13 protein-coding genes are annotated in these 15,028 nt (G+C 43.7%); 11 read left to right on the top strand and 2 right to left on the bottom strand.

Annotated features, from left to right (window positions below; all coding sequences use genetic code 11):
• Positions 1–40: 40 nt before the first annotated feature.
• The 8 genes from glmS to ACZ5LF_RS10240 all read left to right on the top strand — a co-directional run bounded on the left by glmS (position 41) and on the right by ACZ5LF_RS10240 (position 11,167).
• On the top strand, positions 41–1,843 hold the full coding sequence (gene glmS / locus ACZ5LF_RS10275; RefSeq protein ID WP_380569059.1) for a glutamine--fructose-6-phosphate transaminase (isomerizing): 1,803 nt from the start codon (positions 41–43) through the stop codon (positions 1,841–1,843).
• Positions 1,844–2,055: 212 nt separating this feature from the next.
• A complete protein-coding gene (locus tag ACZ5LF_RS10270) occupies positions 2,056–2,817 on the top strand; it encodes a SurA N-terminal domain-containing protein (RefSeq protein ID WP_380569061.1) in 762 nt (253 codons plus the stop codon).
• Positions 2,818–3,117: 300 nt separating this feature from the next.
• Complete coding sequence (locus tag ACZ5LF_RS10265; protein ID WP_380569064.1) at positions 3,118–5,250, top strand: ATP-dependent Clp protease ATP-binding subunit; 2,133 nt, start codon at positions 3,118–3,120, stop codon at positions 5,248–5,250.
• 460 nt (positions 5,251–5,710) lie between these two features.
• Entirely contained in the window at positions 5,711–7,165 is a 1,455-nt protein-coding gene (gene aldA, locus ACZ5LF_RS10260; protein ID WP_380569066.1) for an aldehyde dehydrogenase, read from the top strand.
• A 53-nt stretch (positions 7,166–7,218) separates the two neighbouring features.
• Positions 7,219–8,142 carry a cation diffusion facilitator family transporter gene (locus ACZ5LF_RS10255; RefSeq protein WP_380569069.1) on the top strand — a complete coding sequence of 308 codons (924 nt, stop codon included), beginning with the start codon at positions 7,219–7,221 and terminating at the stop codon, positions 8,140–8,142.
• Between the two features lie 196 nt (positions 8,143–8,338).
• Complete coding sequence (gene desA, locus ACZ5LF_RS10250) at positions 8,339–9,358, top strand: Delta(5) desaturase DesA (protein ID WP_380569071.1); 1,020 nt, start codon at positions 8,339–8,341, stop codon at positions 9,356–9,358.
• An 82-nt stretch (positions 9,359–9,440) separates the two neighbouring features.
• The gene (locus ACZ5LF_RS10245; protein WP_380569073.1) at positions 9,441–10,571 is read left to right on the top strand and encodes a sensor histidine kinase; all 1,131 of its coding nucleotides are present in this window, start codon (positions 9,441–9,443) and stop codon (positions 10,569–10,571) included.
• Positions 10,568–11,167: a response regulator gene (locus ACZ5LF_RS10240; RefSeq protein WP_380569075.1), complete on the top strand. Its 600-nt coding sequence runs from the start codon at positions 10,568–10,570 to the stop codon at positions 11,165–11,167. The genes ACZ5LF_RS10245 and ACZ5LF_RS10240 overlap by 4 nt, the downstream gene beginning before the upstream one ends.
• Before the next feature lie 11 nt (positions 11,168–11,178).
• Here the strand turns inward: ACZ5LF_RS10240 and ACZ5LF_RS10235 are convergent, their stop codons facing one another.
• Positions 11,179–11,661: a metal-dependent hydrolase gene (locus ACZ5LF_RS10235; protein ID WP_380569077.1), complete on the bottom strand. Its 483-nt coding sequence runs from the start codon at positions 11,659–11,661 to the stop codon at positions 11,179–11,181.
• 279 nt (positions 11,662–11,940) lie between these two features.
• On the opposite strand from ACZ5LF_RS10235, the gene ACZ5LF_RS10230 reads away from it, so the two are divergent.
• Positions 11,941–12,135, top strand: a complete 195-nt coding sequence (locus ACZ5LF_RS10230) for a YwbE family protein (RefSeq protein ID WP_380569079.1) — start codon at positions 11,941–11,943, stop codon at positions 12,133–12,135.
• A gap of 36 nt (positions 12,136–12,171) precedes the next feature.
• On the opposite strand, the gene ACZ5LF_RS10225 is transcribed toward ACZ5LF_RS10230, so the two are convergent.
• Entirely contained in the window at positions 12,172–13,632 is a 1,461-nt protein-coding gene (locus ACZ5LF_RS10225) for an MDR family MFS transporter (RefSeq protein WP_380569081.1), read from the bottom strand.
• A 117-nt stretch (positions 13,633–13,749) separates the two neighbouring features.
• Here ACZ5LF_RS10225 and ACZ5LF_RS10220 point away from each other — a divergent pair, with 117 nt between their 5' ends.
• Positions 13,750–13,911 carry a hypothetical protein gene (locus ACZ5LF_RS10220; RefSeq protein ID WP_380569083.1) on the top strand — a complete coding sequence of 54 codons (162 nt, stop codon included), beginning with the start codon at positions 13,750–13,752 and terminating at the stop codon, positions 13,909–13,911.
• 86 nt (positions 13,912–13,997) lie between these two features.
• Positions 13,998–14,984 carry an acrylyl-CoA reductase family protein gene (locus ACZ5LF_RS10215; protein ID WP_380569085.1) on the top strand — a complete coding sequence of 329 codons (987 nt, stop codon included), beginning with the start codon at positions 13,998–14,000 and terminating at the stop codon, positions 14,982–14,984.
• Positions 14,985–15,028: the final 44 nt, after the last annotated feature.

Here is a 15,028-nt window from a genome sequence, read left to right as displayed (position 1 = left end):
ACGTTGGCATAAATCTACTAAATTGGAAAGGGTGTTTTTTATGTGTGGAATTGTTGGTTATATAGGAAGCAAAGATGTGAAAAACATATTGCTCAACGGCCTTGAAAAGATGGAGTATCGCGGCTATGACTCTGCAGGTATCGGTGTCAGAAATGAACAGGAAGTAAAGGTCTTCAAAGAAAAGGGTAGGATCAAGGATTTGACAGAAAAGGTCGATATGGATTTTGCTTCGACAGCGGGTATCGGTCACACAAGATGGGCCACCCACGGGGTACCGAATGTCAAAAATGCCCACCCTCATCAAAGTACGGATAAACGCTTTACATTGGTCCATAACGGTGTCATAGAAAATTATGAACAAATTAAAGGAACGTACATTCCGGAGGTTGAATTGGTCTCGAGCACTGATTCTGAAATCATCGTCGAGATCATCGCCAAGTTCGCGGCGGAAGGAATGACTACTGAAGAAGCTTTCACGAAAACTTTGGATCTTCTTCATGGATCATATGCCATCGGTCTGCTGGATGAAGAGGAGCCTGAAGTCATCTATTCGGCAAAAAATAAATCCCCACTTCTACTGGGCAAAGGCAAAGGTTTTAATGTCATCACTTCTGATGCAATCGCAATGCTTAAAGAGACAAATGAATTTGTTGAATTGATGGACCGGGAGATCGTACTTCTGAAAAAAGATGAAATCATCATTAAAGATGCTTTGGGTAAAGAAATTAAAAGGGAATCCTTTATAGCCGAAATTAATGAGAGTGAAGTTGAAAAAGGGACTTACGACCATTTCATGCTCAAGGAAATCAATGACCAGCCAGCAACCATGCGCAAAATTATACAGGAGTATCAGGATAAGGACGAAAACCTTAAAATCGACGGTGCAGTGATAGATCAACTCAAAAGTTCGGACCGCATATACATTATAGCCGCCGGAACAAGTTATCATGCCGGTCTGATCGGCAAAGAATACTTTGAAAAATGGGCGGGGGTGCCGACTGAAGTGCACGTGGCTTCGGAATTCGTCTATAATACACCGCTCCTATCAGAAAAACCGCTATTCATCTTCATTTCCCAATCGGGTGAGACGGCAGATAGCCGGGCAGTACTGGTTGATGTCAAAAAGCAGGGGCACAAATCCCTGACTGTGACTAATGTACCTGGATCCACCCTTGCCCGGGAAGCGGATGAAACACTTATATTGCATGCGGGGCCTGAAATCGCCGTTGCTTCAACAAAAGCCTACACGGCTCAAATTGCAGTACTCTCGATTCTGGCTCAAGTCACTGCAAGGGAGCTCGGCAAAGATACTGAAATCAATCTGATGCGTGAACTCGCTAAAGTTACAACAGCCATTACAGCTGTTATCGATGATGCGCCTGAAATCGAACAGATCGTCAACGAATACCTTGAAACAACAAGAAATGCTTTCTTTATCGGCCGCACTATGGATTATTATGTTGGTGTCGAAGGCGCTTTGAAATTGAAGGAAATATCCTATATTCAAGCAGAAGGCTTTGCCGGTGGTGAGCTTAAGCATGGCACCATCGCATTGATTGAAGAGAATACACCAGTATTTGCCTTAGCGACACAGGAACGGGTCAATTTGAATATCCGAGGCAACGCCCAGGAAGTCGAGGCGAGAGGGGCTAAAGTCTGCATGGTATCCATGGAAGGAATGGATCAGGAGGGGGACACCTATGTCATTCCACAAGTGCATGAGATGCTGACACCTCTCGTTTCGGTAGTGGTCTACCAGCTTATTGCCTATTATGCTGCGCTACATCGTGGCAACGATGTGGACAAACCGAGAAATCTCGCAAAATCAGTGACAGTGGAATAGAAAGCAGAACATTTAATGATGCCCTTATGGATAAAAAACTTCTGTAAAGGGCATTATTTTATATTTTCGGTGAGCTAAAAAGTCATATGTACTTCATGTAATGTTCACATTTCAAAAAAATTAAGCGATGTGGCCCCCTTAAAAAATGGAAATAAGTCCATGGTGTGTTAAAATGACGGACAGTAAGTATTGGAAGGAGTTCTAAAATAATCATGAAGAAAATATTAATGGCTCTGACTCTAGGCACATTGGTTCTTGCCTTAGCAGCATGCGGAGGGGAAGAGTCAGCTGAAGATAAGAATAATGATGCGAAGAAACAAGAAGAAACAGCAAGTAAGGGTGAAGGAGAACAGCCAGAAATGCCTGAACCTGAGCTTGATGATGTGCCAGACGTCGTGGCAGAAGTGAATGGCGAAGAAGTGAAGAAAGATGAGTTTGAAAAAACTTATACAGCACAGTTTCAACAGCTTGCGATTCAGCAGCAGATGGCCGGTGAAGAAGTAGATCAGGATGAATTGAAGAAGCAGATAGCAGATGGAATAGTCGGTCAGAAGCTGCTTGTTCAAGAAGCTGAAGAACGGGATTATAAAGCTTCCGATAAAGAAGTTGATGATATGCTTAGTGACCTGGTTGAGCGTAATGGCATGGAATCCAAAGAAGATTTCTATGCTGCAGTAGAAGAACAAGGCATGTCTAAAGAGGAAATCACCTCCCAGATTAAAACTCAGGTGAAAGTAGATAAGCTGATTGCTGAAGAAACGGGCGAAATTAAACCGACAGAGAAGGAATTGCAGTCACTTTATGATGATGCGAAAGAGCAGCGTGAACAAATGGAAGGTGCCGAGGAACTCCCATCTTTTGAAGAACTTAAGCCTGAACTGGAATCCCAGATCAAGTCGCAGAAAGAGAGTGAAGCCGTCCAGAAACTCGCCGAAAAACTTCGTGAGGATGGAGATATCACTATACACCTGTAAAATGCCAGTAAATGAAAAACGACATTACAATCCCCTGTATCCGGGTTTCAATACCGGTGCAGGGGTTTTAAGTTTAGAGGTTCAACGACGATAGAGGCTTATTATTATATCACGATTTTAAGGTTAAACACTTGAAAGTCAAACAAGGTCAATGTATAATAATAATATAGTCAAAGTTAGTCAAACAAATAAGGGTTCAAATAAAATTTCAAGCAAACTCTTTGAAATGATGTCTGAGGAGCTTTATAATATGTATATAGTCAAAGTTAGTCAAAGTCAATTATATAGGAGGTATGACTCATGAAATGCCAAAATTGTGGGATAAATGATGCAAACGTTAATGTTGCAATGAAACTCAACAATAAAAAAGTACAGATGCACTTATGCAACCAATGTTTCCGGGATATCAGACAACAAATGATGAACTCTGATGGATTCCAATCCGGATTCCCTTTCAATGGTGAAGGGCATAATGATGGATATTATGAAGGAAATGGATCTGGCCATACCGGCACCACCGTCAAGCAAGGCCAAGAGGGTAATGACAGCCTGATAGAGCAACTTGGCAAAAACGTTTCAGAAGCGGCCAGAGCTGGAGAAATCGACCCTGTCATCGGTCGCGATCAAGAAGTGAAGCGTGTAATCGAAACATTAAACAGGCGCAACAAAAACAACCCGGTATTAATTGGTGAACCAGGGGTAGGTAAGACGGCCATCGCAGAAGGACTGGCATTGAAAATCACTGAAAGTGCAGTGCCGACAAAATTGATAGGCAAAGAAATATATATACTGGATGTCGCTTCGCTTGTAGCCAATACAGGCATCCGCGGGCAATTTGAAGAACGCATGAAGCAATTGATCGAAGAAATACAGCAAAGGGATGACATCATCGTATTCATTGATGAAATTCATCTGCTGGTTGGAGCAGGTACAGCGGAGAGTTCACAGATGGACGCGGGAAATATTTTGAAACCTGCGCTCGCCCGTGGGGAAATGCAACTCATTGGGGCGACCACGTTAAAAGAATATCGTCAGATTGAAAAAGATGCGGCCCTGGAGCGTCGTTTGCAACCGATTATAGTGAAAGAACCAACGCTGGAAGAAGCGGAACAAATTCTTCAAGGGATTAAGGATCGCTATGAGAACTTCCATGAAGTACGTTATTCCGACGAAGCGATTCACGCTTTTGTATCTCTTTCTGACCGCTATATCCAAGACAGGTTCTTGCCGGATAAGGCGATTGATCTGATGGATGAGGTCGGTTCACGGCTGAACTTGGCAAATGCAGAAAACGATGCGCATGCCATACAACAGCATTTGGATGAAATCGAGAAAGAAAAAACCGAGGCGGCAGAACGAGAAGATTATGAAAAAGCAGCAAACTTGAAGTATGTGGAAATCCAGCTCGAGAAACAGCTCGAGAAAGTTAAGGATGAAGAGAAGACCATCGACGTTGATGTCTCTGATATCCAATTGATAATCGAGGAGAAAACTGGCATTCCTGTAACGAAGTTGCAGGCAGATGAGCAAGAGAAGATGCGTGATCTGGAAGAGAGAATGACCAGCAAAGTCATCGGTCAGGAAGAAGCTGTCGCAAAAGTTGCGAAAGCAGTACGCCGTAGTAGGGCAGGTCTGAAATCGAAATACCGTCCGATAGGTTCCTTCCTCTTCGTCGGACCGACTGGGGTCGGCAAGACAGAACTGACTAAGGCGTTGGCGGAAGAATTGTTCGGTTCCCGAGAGTCCATGATACGCCTTGATATGAGTGAGTATATGGAGAAGCATGCAGTGTCTAAGATCATTGGTTCCCCTCCGGGTTATGTTGGCCACGAGGAAGCTGGACAACTGACTGAAAAAGTGCGGCACAACCCGTACAGCATCATCCTGTTGGACGAGATAGAAAAAGCACACCCTGATGTACAGAACACTTTCCTTCAGATTATGGAAGATGGCCATTTGACAGATTCGCATGGCCGTATGGTCAGTTTCAAGGATACAGTCATCATCATGACAAGTAACGCAGGTACAGGAGCCAATACAGCGAGTGTAGGATTCAACGCAGATGCACATGAGTCTGTATCGACACTGGAGAATCTGAGCGACTACTTTAAACCTGAGTTCCTGAACCGTTTCGATTCAATCATCAACTTCAATGAACTCTCTGAAGATGATCTATTCCTGATAGTTGATCTCATGTTGGCAGAACTTCGGGAAACTGTCGAAGACAACGACATCGGAATCACGATTACGGATGAAGCGAAATATGAACTGGCAAGGCTCGGATATGACAAACGATTTGGAGCAAGACCATTAAGAAGAGTCATCCAGGATAAGGTTGAGGACCAACTTACAGATCTTATACTGGAAGAGGAATCAGTAGGCAATGTTGAAGTAAGACTAGAAGAAGGAGAAGTGAAAGTTGCAGTGGTCTAAAAATTGAGACGGACACATGTGATATGTGAACTTCTTGAAATGAAAGCATGAAAACAGATGATGAGTATCGGCTGAAGAGACTTCCGGGGAATCCCGGGAGTCTTTTTCATATATGGAACTTTTATCAATCGAATCAAGACATGCGGCGCTTAGACACAACCCGGTCTCGCTGTTAGAATGGTTTTAGAAGTTTGTCTGCAGCCATTGAAATGGAGAAGGATGGGTGAAGACAGATGGAGTCCAGATGAGGAGGTAGTTTCATGAAAGCAATCAAACTATTGGTGGCCGCCGGTATGACACTCATGCTGTTGACCGCATGTGGTACAGGCGATGACGAGGAAGAGTTCAATAAACAGCAGACCATCAATGACTATTGACGATAAGCTTACCAATTCTTATAAAGTTTAAGGCCTCCTGGTTAAGGGAAGATGAAAGATAAATATTTCTAGGAGGCGTCGTTGTGCAGGAACATAAATTGTACATTAACGGACAATACGTCGAATCATCCGGTAATGAATGGCTCGACATCATCAACCCGGCAACAGAAGAAAAGATTTCCAAAACACCAAAAGGTACTGAAAAAGATGTAGACAAAGCTGTAGAAGCGGCATTCAATGCCCAAAAACAGTGGGAAATGACCCCAAACATTGAACGCGGTAAAATTGTACGCAGGCTAGGCGATGAGATTGAAAAAAACAGGGAAAGATTTATCGATATTCTTCAAGAAGAGCAAGGTAAAGATTATGAGTTGGCAAGCGGAGAAGTAGATCTTGCCATAGACTATTTCCGCTATATGTCTGAATGGGCGAGAAGGATTGAAGGGGAGATAGTTCCAAGCGATCGCCCTAATGAGAACATCTTCATCTATAAAAAGCCGATCGGTGTTGTAGCGGGAATCATACCATGGAACTTTCCAATTTTCATCCTGGCAAGGAAAGTTGCCACCGCGCTTGTAACCGGTTGTACAATTGTAGTGAAGCCGAGTCAGCACACGCCCAATACAACAATGGAATTTACAAAACTTGTGCATGAAATGAAAGATATACCAGATGGTGTATATAATGTTGTGACAGGTGTCGGTTCCGCAATAGGCAATGCGTTGGCTACTCACAAGAAAGTTCACATGGTGACCATGACAGGAAGTATCCCAGGTGGCTCGAAAGTGATGGAAGCCGCTGCACAGAACATCACGAAAGTCAATTTGGAATTAGGCGGGAAGGCGCCAGCGATTGTGACGAAAAACGCAGATTTAGATCTTGCAGCACAAAATATAGCAGCATCACGGCTTGCGAATAATGGTCAGGCATGTACAAACGCAGAGAGGGCTTATGTACATGAAAGTGTAGCTGACGAGTTGACTGAAAAACTAAGAGCAATATTCGAATCTAAGAAAATGGGTGATCCACGCACAGACAAGGAAATCTCAGTCGGACCGTTGGTTAATAAGGAGCGGCTCGAAACTGTAGATGGAATGGTGCAGCAAGCAATCCAAGGTGGTGCTGAAGTGGTCACTGGAGGCGCACCTGCCGAGATGGACGAGGGGTTCTTCTATAAACCGACCATATTGACTAATGTCACCCATCAGTCGAATATAATGAGCGATGAAATATTCGGTCCAGTAATTCCCATTTCTACGTTCACCACATTGGATGAAGCGATTGAAAAAGCGAATGATACAGTATATGGCCTTTCATCTTCAGTCTATACAGATGATTTGAATGAGGCCATGCGCGTAGTCAATGAAATGAAATTCGGCGAAACGTTTGTTAACCGTGAGAACTTTGAAGCGGTGCAGGGCTATCATGCAGGAATGCGTCAGTCCGGACTTGGAGGTGCGGACGGCAAGCACGGAATGGAGGATTTCCTGGTGACTCAGGCAGTCTATATGCAATATAAAACTGATGACCAGCAGTAATTGGGGAGCCGTGGATTAGACATCCATAGGCTCTTTTTAAAGGAGGTGTATTGATGGCGCATGATCATACGCATAATGCCAATAAAAAAGTGCTCCAGATTAGTTTTTTTATCATTGCAGGCTTTATGATTGTGGAAGCAATTGGTGGTTTTTTGACAAATAGTCTTGCGCTGTTATCTGACGCTGGACACATGCTGAGTGACGCCATCTCCCTAGGAGTGGCAGTGTTGGCGTTCAGGTTTGGCAGTAAATCTGCAGATTACAGTAAAACCTATGGCTATAAGCGTTTTGAAATACTCGCAGCCATATTCAACGGTGTAACGCTTATCCTTGTTTCGTTATATATATTCTATGAAGCTTACCAGCGTTTTATAGATCCGCCTGAAGTGGCTTCAACGGGTATGCTTATAGTTGCCATCATAGGCTTATTGGTCAATCTAGCTGTGGCCTGGCTGATGATGCGCGGCGGTGATACCGAGGGCAATCTTAATATCAGGGCCGCGTTTCTACATGTGATGGGGGATCTCCTCGGTTCAATTGGAGCAATCATAGCTGCACTCCTGATTCTGTTCTTCGGTTGGGGGATTGCAGACCCTTTGGCAAGTGTAATTGTAGCAGGTTTGATCCTTTTCAGTGGTTGGAAAGTAACGAGGTCATCGGTACATGTACTGATGGAGGGTACACCAGCTGATATAGATGTCGATGACATCATTAAAATCCTAAAAGAGGATGACCGGGTTGTAGATCTCCATGATCTTCATGTGTGGAGCATTACAAGTGATCAGCATGCTCTGTCTTGTCATGTGACAGTAGATGGGGACAAAACGATAACGGAGAGCCAGCTGTTGCTTGATGAACTGGAGGAAAAACTGATGGATGAAGGAATAGGACATGTTACGGTACAAGTGGAAAGTATGGACAATCCGCATGATGAGAGCATATTATGCGGAGCATCAGATGAAGAAAATCATGAATAGATCTAAATGGGATGGGGCATACATAAGAAGTTATGCCCCATTTTTTTATATATCCTCGTATAAGCATTCGCTAAATGAAGAAAGTTATAAAATAATGACAAATGTCATATATTTTTACTGACACTTGATTCTATTTATATGATTGCCCCCGTTATAAAATGAAGGTAATTGGAATAATGGGAAAGAGGGTACACGTATGACTAAAGAAAAACAGGCTCAACTCAGAAAAGCGGTCATGCCTTATGCAAAATCACAGACGAAGACCAGCATCATCCAGATCCTCAATACAATCGTGCCATTTTTTGTATTGTGGTTCCTAGCCTACCAATCATTAAGTGTTTCTTTCTGGTTAAGCCTCCTGTTTAGTCTCGCTACAGCAGGCTTCATGATTAGAACTTTCATCATCTTTCATGATTGTGCACACCAATCTTTCTTTAAAAGTAAGAAATGGAATAGTATATTGGGCACGTTCACCGGTATAATCACGCATTTCGCTTATGAAAAATGGAAACGTGAACATTCCATCCACCATGCAACCAGTGGGAATCTCGATAAGCGTGGCATTGGTGACATCTGGGTCATGACCGTTGAAGAATATAAGGAAGCAAGCAGGAGTGAGCGGCTCAAGTATCGCCTCTACCGTAATCCACTTGTCATGTTCGGGCTTGGCCCCTTATCGCTGTTCCTGTACGCCAACCGCTTCAATCGTAAGGGAGCGAAGAAGAAAGAACGTATGAATACGTACATCATCAATCTCTCCCTCCTAGCCATTTATGCCTTGATTGGTTTCTCTTTAGGCCGGCATGTTCTTCTGCTTGTGCAACTTCCGATCATCTATTTTGCAGGTGCACTGGGTATTTGGCTCTTCTATGTCCAACACCAATTTGAAGATTCCTACTTTGAGAATGAATCCGAATGGGATTACGTTAAAGCGGCAGTCGATGGCAGCTCGTATTATAAACTGCCACGATGGTTGGAGTGGATGACGGGCAGCATTGGCTATCACCATGTTCATCACCTCGCTCCAAGAGTACCAAACTATCATCTCGAGCAAGCACACGAAAGTACACCGCCGCTGCATCAGGCGACAACCATCACACTGAAGTCCAGCTTGGAATCGATCCGATTCCGCTTATATGACGAAAAAAATAAGACCTTCGTCGGTTTCAATGAAATTGAAGAGAGGTTGAAACAGAAGCGTGCGAGCCTCCAGTAGAAACGAATTCCCCCTTATGGGGGAATTTTTTAATATAATGCCAATAAAACTGTTACACTTGAATAAAATGAGGGGGATCAGCATGCGCGACTGGTATCATATATTTCCAAAAAACACGGGGCTCAGCCTATATATATGGATTATTTTGTGCATACTCCCATTTTATTTTATATTCCGTTCGAACTTATTGACGGAAATAGTGTTCGGTAGTGTCATGACATTGCTTTTCTTCACAGTATATTGGCTGACATTCAACACAAAAGGTCCGCTCGTATATATTGGGCTAAGTATAGAAATACTCATCAATATAATCATGACGATTCTTTATGGCTATGTATACTTTGCACTTTTTATCGCGTTTTTTGTAGGTAATATAAAAAGTAAAGCGGGCTTCGTCTCCATGTATGTCATTCATCTGGTGATGACAGCAGGAGCCATAGTAACAGGTTTTTTCTATAACTATAGTCTCCTTTTCAGTCATCTGCCATTCCTGATTATGACAGTGCTTGCAGTCACGCTCCTTCCCATCAATCAATATAATAGACTTAAGCAGGAAGAGTTGGAGTCTCAGTTGGAAGATGCAAATCTCAAGATAGCTGAACTCGCAATCGTCGAAGAGCGTCATAGAATTGCCCGGGACCTCCATGATACGCTTGGACAGAGATTATCCATGATCAGGTTGAAGAGTGAACTCGCCCAAAAGTTGATGACAAGGGATAAGGAAGCGGCTAAAGAGGAGTTGAATGATATTCGAATTGCATCCAGGCAGGCATTGAAGGAAGTGCGTGAGATGATCAGCAATATGGAGAATGTCACACTGCTGGAAGAAATCGCCCATGTCAAGGAACTTATGGATGCCGCCCAGATCAGTTACGATATCAATATTGATGGTGATCTTGGAGATATTCCCACACTAGCGGAAAATGTGTTGAGCATGTGTCTGAAAGAAGCCGTCACAAATGTCGTTAAGCATAGCCGCGCACATTTTTGCGCAATAGAAGTCATTGAAACCAACAAAGATATCTTCCTTAAAGTTATGGATAACGGAGACGGTAGAGGAGGAACTTTTGAAACAGGTCATGGAATCAGTGGTATGCGTGAGCGTTTGGAATTTATAAATGGCGACCTCCAGATAATCAATAGCATGGACGGATTTGAAATCAATATTACAGTGCCGAAGGTACTGAAACAGATCGGGGAGGGTCAAGCGTGATCCGGATTGTAATTGCTGAAGACCAGAATCTATTGAGAGGTGCGCTTAGCGCATTACTGGAGCTGGAAGAAGATGTAGAAGTAGTGGGCCAAGCAGAAAATGGCAAGGAAATACTGGATATAGTCGAACGTGAACGGCCGGATATCTGTCTGATGGATATTGAAATGCCTGTCATGACCGGACTCGATGCTGCAGAACAACTCCAGAAAGCAGATTGTAAAGTGATCATACTTACCACGTTTGCCCGGCCGGGCTACTTTGAAAGGGCGAAGCGTTCAGGGGTCAGCGGTTACTTATTGAAAGATAGTTCCAGTGAGACTCTGGCACACTCAATCAGGCAGATTATGAAGGGGAAGAAGGTCTATTCCCCTGAACTTATTGATATAGCGTTTGAGGCTTCCAACCCATTGACTGACAGAGAAAAGGAGATTATCCAACGCCTCAGGGAAGGGAAAAGTACGAAAGTGATCGCTAAGGAACTGTATCTCTCGAATGGGACGGTCAGAAACTATATATCAATCATATTGGATAAGATGGGCACAAAAAATCGTATTGAAGCAATATCGAAAGCACATGATAAGGGATGGCTCAAGTAGAATTAAGCAACCTATAGATAAAACCATGCTATATATTTAAATATGTAGTACCAGCATACGAGGGTGAGTATACTGAGGAAAAACTTCTCGATCCGCCCACCTGTCTTTACAGTGATGGGAAAGCGTATTACGATCGGCAACGGAAAGAATAAACGAATGCCATTATGGGTAGCCATATCAAGCAGATAATGGCTGATCATCCCAGCAAGAAGACCGTACTTTATAAGATCATCCGAGAAAATCTGATCGGTGATGAGTGATATCAGGACAAGGAATAGTAGGCTATGTGTGACGGTACGATGCCCAAACAGCAGGTTGATGAGTTTCGATAGAAATGGGAACTGACGCCCAATCCTGCTACCGCTATGACATATATCCGGCAATAACGCGCCCACTATACCTGCGGTTGTTATGATGAAAGGGCTCTCGCCGATGCCATAGGACACTGCAAGGCTTGCTGCGATCCCCCCGATTAAATGTGTTTTTCCAGTCATGGCTGTTACCTCCTAAATGCAGTCAGATAAATATTATAATACAATCTAAGGTTATTTTCCCGGCAAACGCAGAAAAATCTAAGGTGATTTATGTCCATTGACGTATAATAAGCTTATCCTATCGATTTGAAGGGAATGTAAAGTACGAATATCCTGGAAATCGATTTGATCATCAAGCAGGCGTGAGGAAGTATGGAAGTGCAGGAACAGTGAGGCCCCCTTGGAGAAATATAAATTTGAGGGGAGACTGGCAAAACAATAGAGGAGGAGCATTATAATATGAAAGGAACAAATAGAGCGGACATCAATATAGGCAGCACAGTTAAAGTGGTTCAGAAACATCACCAGAAGTCTGGACAGCTGACTGAAGGGAAAGTAGCAAGAATTTTGACCAATTCTCCAAACCACCACCATGGCATTAAAGTAAAGCTTGAAGATGGGACTGTGGGTAGGGTCAAAGAAATCGAATCGTAAAAATAAGCGCCCCTAAAGGCGCTTATTTTTATAGAGTCATATATGATCAAAGTCATCAGGGGATCCGCGGTAGACGCGGAATGCAAGGAATATGGCAACGAGTGAGAAGAGGAAGGCGATGAAATAGACGAGTTCCACTCCGGCAACCATGGCCTGGGCAATAGTTACAGGATCATCAGGTCGTTCTGCAACATTGAGGTAGGCAGCTTGTCTCGCATTCAATATACTGATGAATACAGATACTCCAATGGCACCAGCCAGCGGCTGTAATGTTGAGATGACGGCTGTACCATGAGGGTATAGATCCTTAGGCAATTGATTGAGACCGTTTGTCTCGACTGGCATCATAATCGCAGAAACCGAAACCATCAATAGAATGAAACTGATGAGGATGGTCCAAATTGAACTATCCACATCCAGTCGACTCATCGTGAACATGGTTACAGCCAGTACGATGGAGGCAGGTATCATCAACGGCCGGGGCCCGAACTTATCGAAAAGACTGCCCATGAATGGGGATAAGGCACCGTTCAGAAGACTACCTGGCAGCAGCAACACTCCTGCAGTCGCCGCACTTAGCGCAAGTGGCCCCTGCATATATACTGGGAGTATGATTTCTGACGCAAACATAGTCATGATGATGATCAGAAACATGAAGGCGGCTTGACGGAACATAGGATATTTGAAGACCCTCAAGTCCATAATCGGATCATCCAATTTAAATTGCCGCCACGCGAATAGGGCGATTCCAATGAAGCCGATCAATATGGTTTCGACTACTTCCGGGGTCAAAAAACCAGCTTCACTCTGTCCAGCGGAACTGAAACCATAAATTGTCGCTCCAAACCCGACTGTAGAAAAAAGTATGGAAAGCAAATCAATTTTGGGCTTTGTAATTTCTGAAACATTAAGCAAGAAGAAATAAGCAAATATTATTGAAAATAAAGTAAACGGAATAACAGAGATGAATAAGAATCTCCAACCAAGATATTCTACAATGATACCTGATAGCGTTGGGCCGAGTGCTGGCGCAAACATGATCACCAGACCAATTATACCCATGATTTTCCCTCTGCGGTGGGGTGGATAGAGGAGTAGGAATACATTGAAGAGTATGGGAATCAGCATGCCAGTTCCAATGGCCTGAATAAAACGCCCAAGAAGTAGTATGCTAAATACAGGCGCAGAAGCTGCTATCAACGTTCCTAAAGTGAATATGGCCATCGTCCCTAAGAACAGCTGGCGGGTGGGGAACCACTGTATCACCAGTGCAGAGATGGGGATGACTACGCCCATGACGAGCATGAAGCCTGTAGCCATCCATTGGACAGTGGGTAGCGTGATGTTGAATTCTTCCATCAGGGTCGTAAACGCGATGTTAAGAAGTGTTTCATTTAGTATGGCAAAAAAAGCACCTATGATGAGCGACAGCATTATCGGGAGCGTTTTAACATCAGGATTTTCGGAAAGATATTCGTAATTAGTGTCGTTCGTCATGGTCAACCTCCTGATTATGTATTGGAACAAATTACTTCAGTCTATGGGTACATTCCAATATAATATTATGTATATATGATATGTACAAGCAGATAGACTTACGTGGAGGAGATAAATATGCGCTGCGGAACGAAATGTTTTATCGTCACTATAGAGATGGACCAGCAGACATTTGTCGAAGAAATCGGGGCAAGGAGTCAGGCAGAAGCAAGAAAAATGACAAGACATCACTATGGAAATGAAGCTAAAGTGAAAAGGATCATAAAAAAGACGGACTGATGAAATAAATATACATGACATCGCAGCAAACGGGTATAGATGTATTGAAACCTAAAAAACGCATTATCCAATAAGGAGGAATACATATGGAAAGATTCAAGGCACTTGTTGCAGATAAACAAAACGATAAAATGGAAATGAACATAAAAGAATTAGGCATAAAAGATTTATCAGAAGGAGAAGTAGTCATCCGAGTAGCCTACTCAAGCGTCAATTATAAAGATGGCATGGTGGGTGTGACTGGTGCTATAGCTGAAACCTTCCCGATCATACCCGGTATAGATCTCGCAGGCACCGTTATCTCTTCAGAAGATGATCGGTTCAAAAAAGGGGACGAAGTGATTGCGACAAGCTATTACATCGGCACACGCCATAGTGGTGGATTCAGTGAAGTGGCACGCATACCTGCTGAGTGGGTGGTGCCGCTTCCTGAAGGATTGACTAAAAAAGAAGCAATGGAAATCGGGACTGCCGGTTTTACTGCAGCATTATCGATCCAGAGGCTTGAAGATAACGGGCTTGCTCCAGGAGATGGTGAAGTACTGGTCGATGGTGCCAGTGGGGGCGTCGGTAGTATCGCCATCAACATGCTTGCAGGCAAAGGATATGAGGTGGTTGCAAGTACAGGGCGTACAGAAGAAGCAGAATATTTGAAGTCTCTTGGAGCGCGGAAGGTCATCCACAGGGATGAAGTGACTGATACAGACGGAAAATCTACACGCAAAAGAAGATGGAAGGCGGCAATCGACCCAGTGGGGGGCAAAACGCTCCAGTATATATTAAGCAGTCTGGACTATGGTGGTTCTGTTGCGACATGTGGGCTTGCTGGAGGTATCGAGGTCGAGACTACAGTGCTCCCATTCATTTCCCGGGGAATAAACTGGTTGGGTATCGATTCGGTGAAGTACCCGATGGAAAAACGTTTGGAAGTGTGGGAAAGGTTGGCCAGTGACATGAAGCCAGCCGCTCTTGGCACACATATCGCACATGAGGTGACGCTTGAAGAATTGCCTGATACGTTGCGGGATATTTTAAATGGAAAAGTGAGAGGGCGCGTCATAGTAAGGTTATAAAAGGGTGCCCTTCATCCTGGTGTAGGATGAAGGGCATTTTTCAT

Source organism: Salinicoccus siamensis (assembly GCF_055391965.1).
Note: the sequence above shows the minus strand (reverse complement) of the source record. Positions and strands in the feature narration are given on the sequence as shown.

What these genes read in the sequence shown, in the direction of transcription:
- glmS (WP_380569059.1), top strand. Translation starts at nt 41, where the DNA reads ATGTGTGGAATTGTTGGTTATATAGGAAGCAAAGATGTGAAAAACATA.
- ACZ5LF_RS10270 (WP_380569061.1), top strand. Translation starts at nt 2,056, where the DNA reads ATGAAGAAAATATTAATGGCTCTGACTCTAGGCACATTGGTTCTTGCC.
- ACZ5LF_RS10265 (WP_380569064.1), top strand. Translation starts at nt 3,118, where the DNA reads ATGAAATGCCAAAATTGTGGGATAAATGATGCAAACGTTAATGTTGCA.
- ACZ5LF_RS10255 (WP_380569069.1), top strand. Translation starts at nt 7,219, where the DNA reads ATGGCGCATGATCATACGCATAATGCCAATAAAAAAGTGCTCCAGATT.
- desA (WP_380569071.1), top strand. Translation starts at nt 8,339, where the DNA reads ATGACTAAAGAAAAACAGGCTCAACTCAGAAAAGCGGTCATGCCTTAT.
- ACZ5LF_RS10245 (WP_380569073.1), top strand. Translation starts at nt 9,441, where the DNA reads ATGCGCGACTGGTATCATATATTTCCAAAAAACACGGGGCTCAGCCTA.
- ACZ5LF_RS10235 (WP_380569077.1), bottom strand. Translation starts at nt 11,661, where the DNA reads ATGACTGGAAAAACACATTTAATCGGGGGGATCGCAGCAAGCCTTGCA.
- ACZ5LF_RS10230 (WP_380569079.1), top strand. Translation starts at nt 11,941, where the DNA reads ATGAAAGGAACAAATAGAGCGGACATCAATATAGGCAGCACAGTTAAA.
- ACZ5LF_RS10225 (WP_380569081.1), bottom strand. Translation starts at nt 13,632, where the DNA reads ATGACGAACGACACTAATTACGAATATCTTTCCGAAAATCCTGATGTT.
- ACZ5LF_RS10220 (WP_380569083.1), top strand. Translation starts at nt 13,750, where the DNA reads ATGCGCTGCGGAACGAAATGTTTTATCGTCACTATAGAGATGGACCAG.
- ACZ5LF_RS10215 (WP_380569085.1), top strand. Translation starts at nt 13,998, where the DNA reads ATGGAAAGATTCAAGGCACTTGTTGCAGATAAACAAAACGATAAAATG.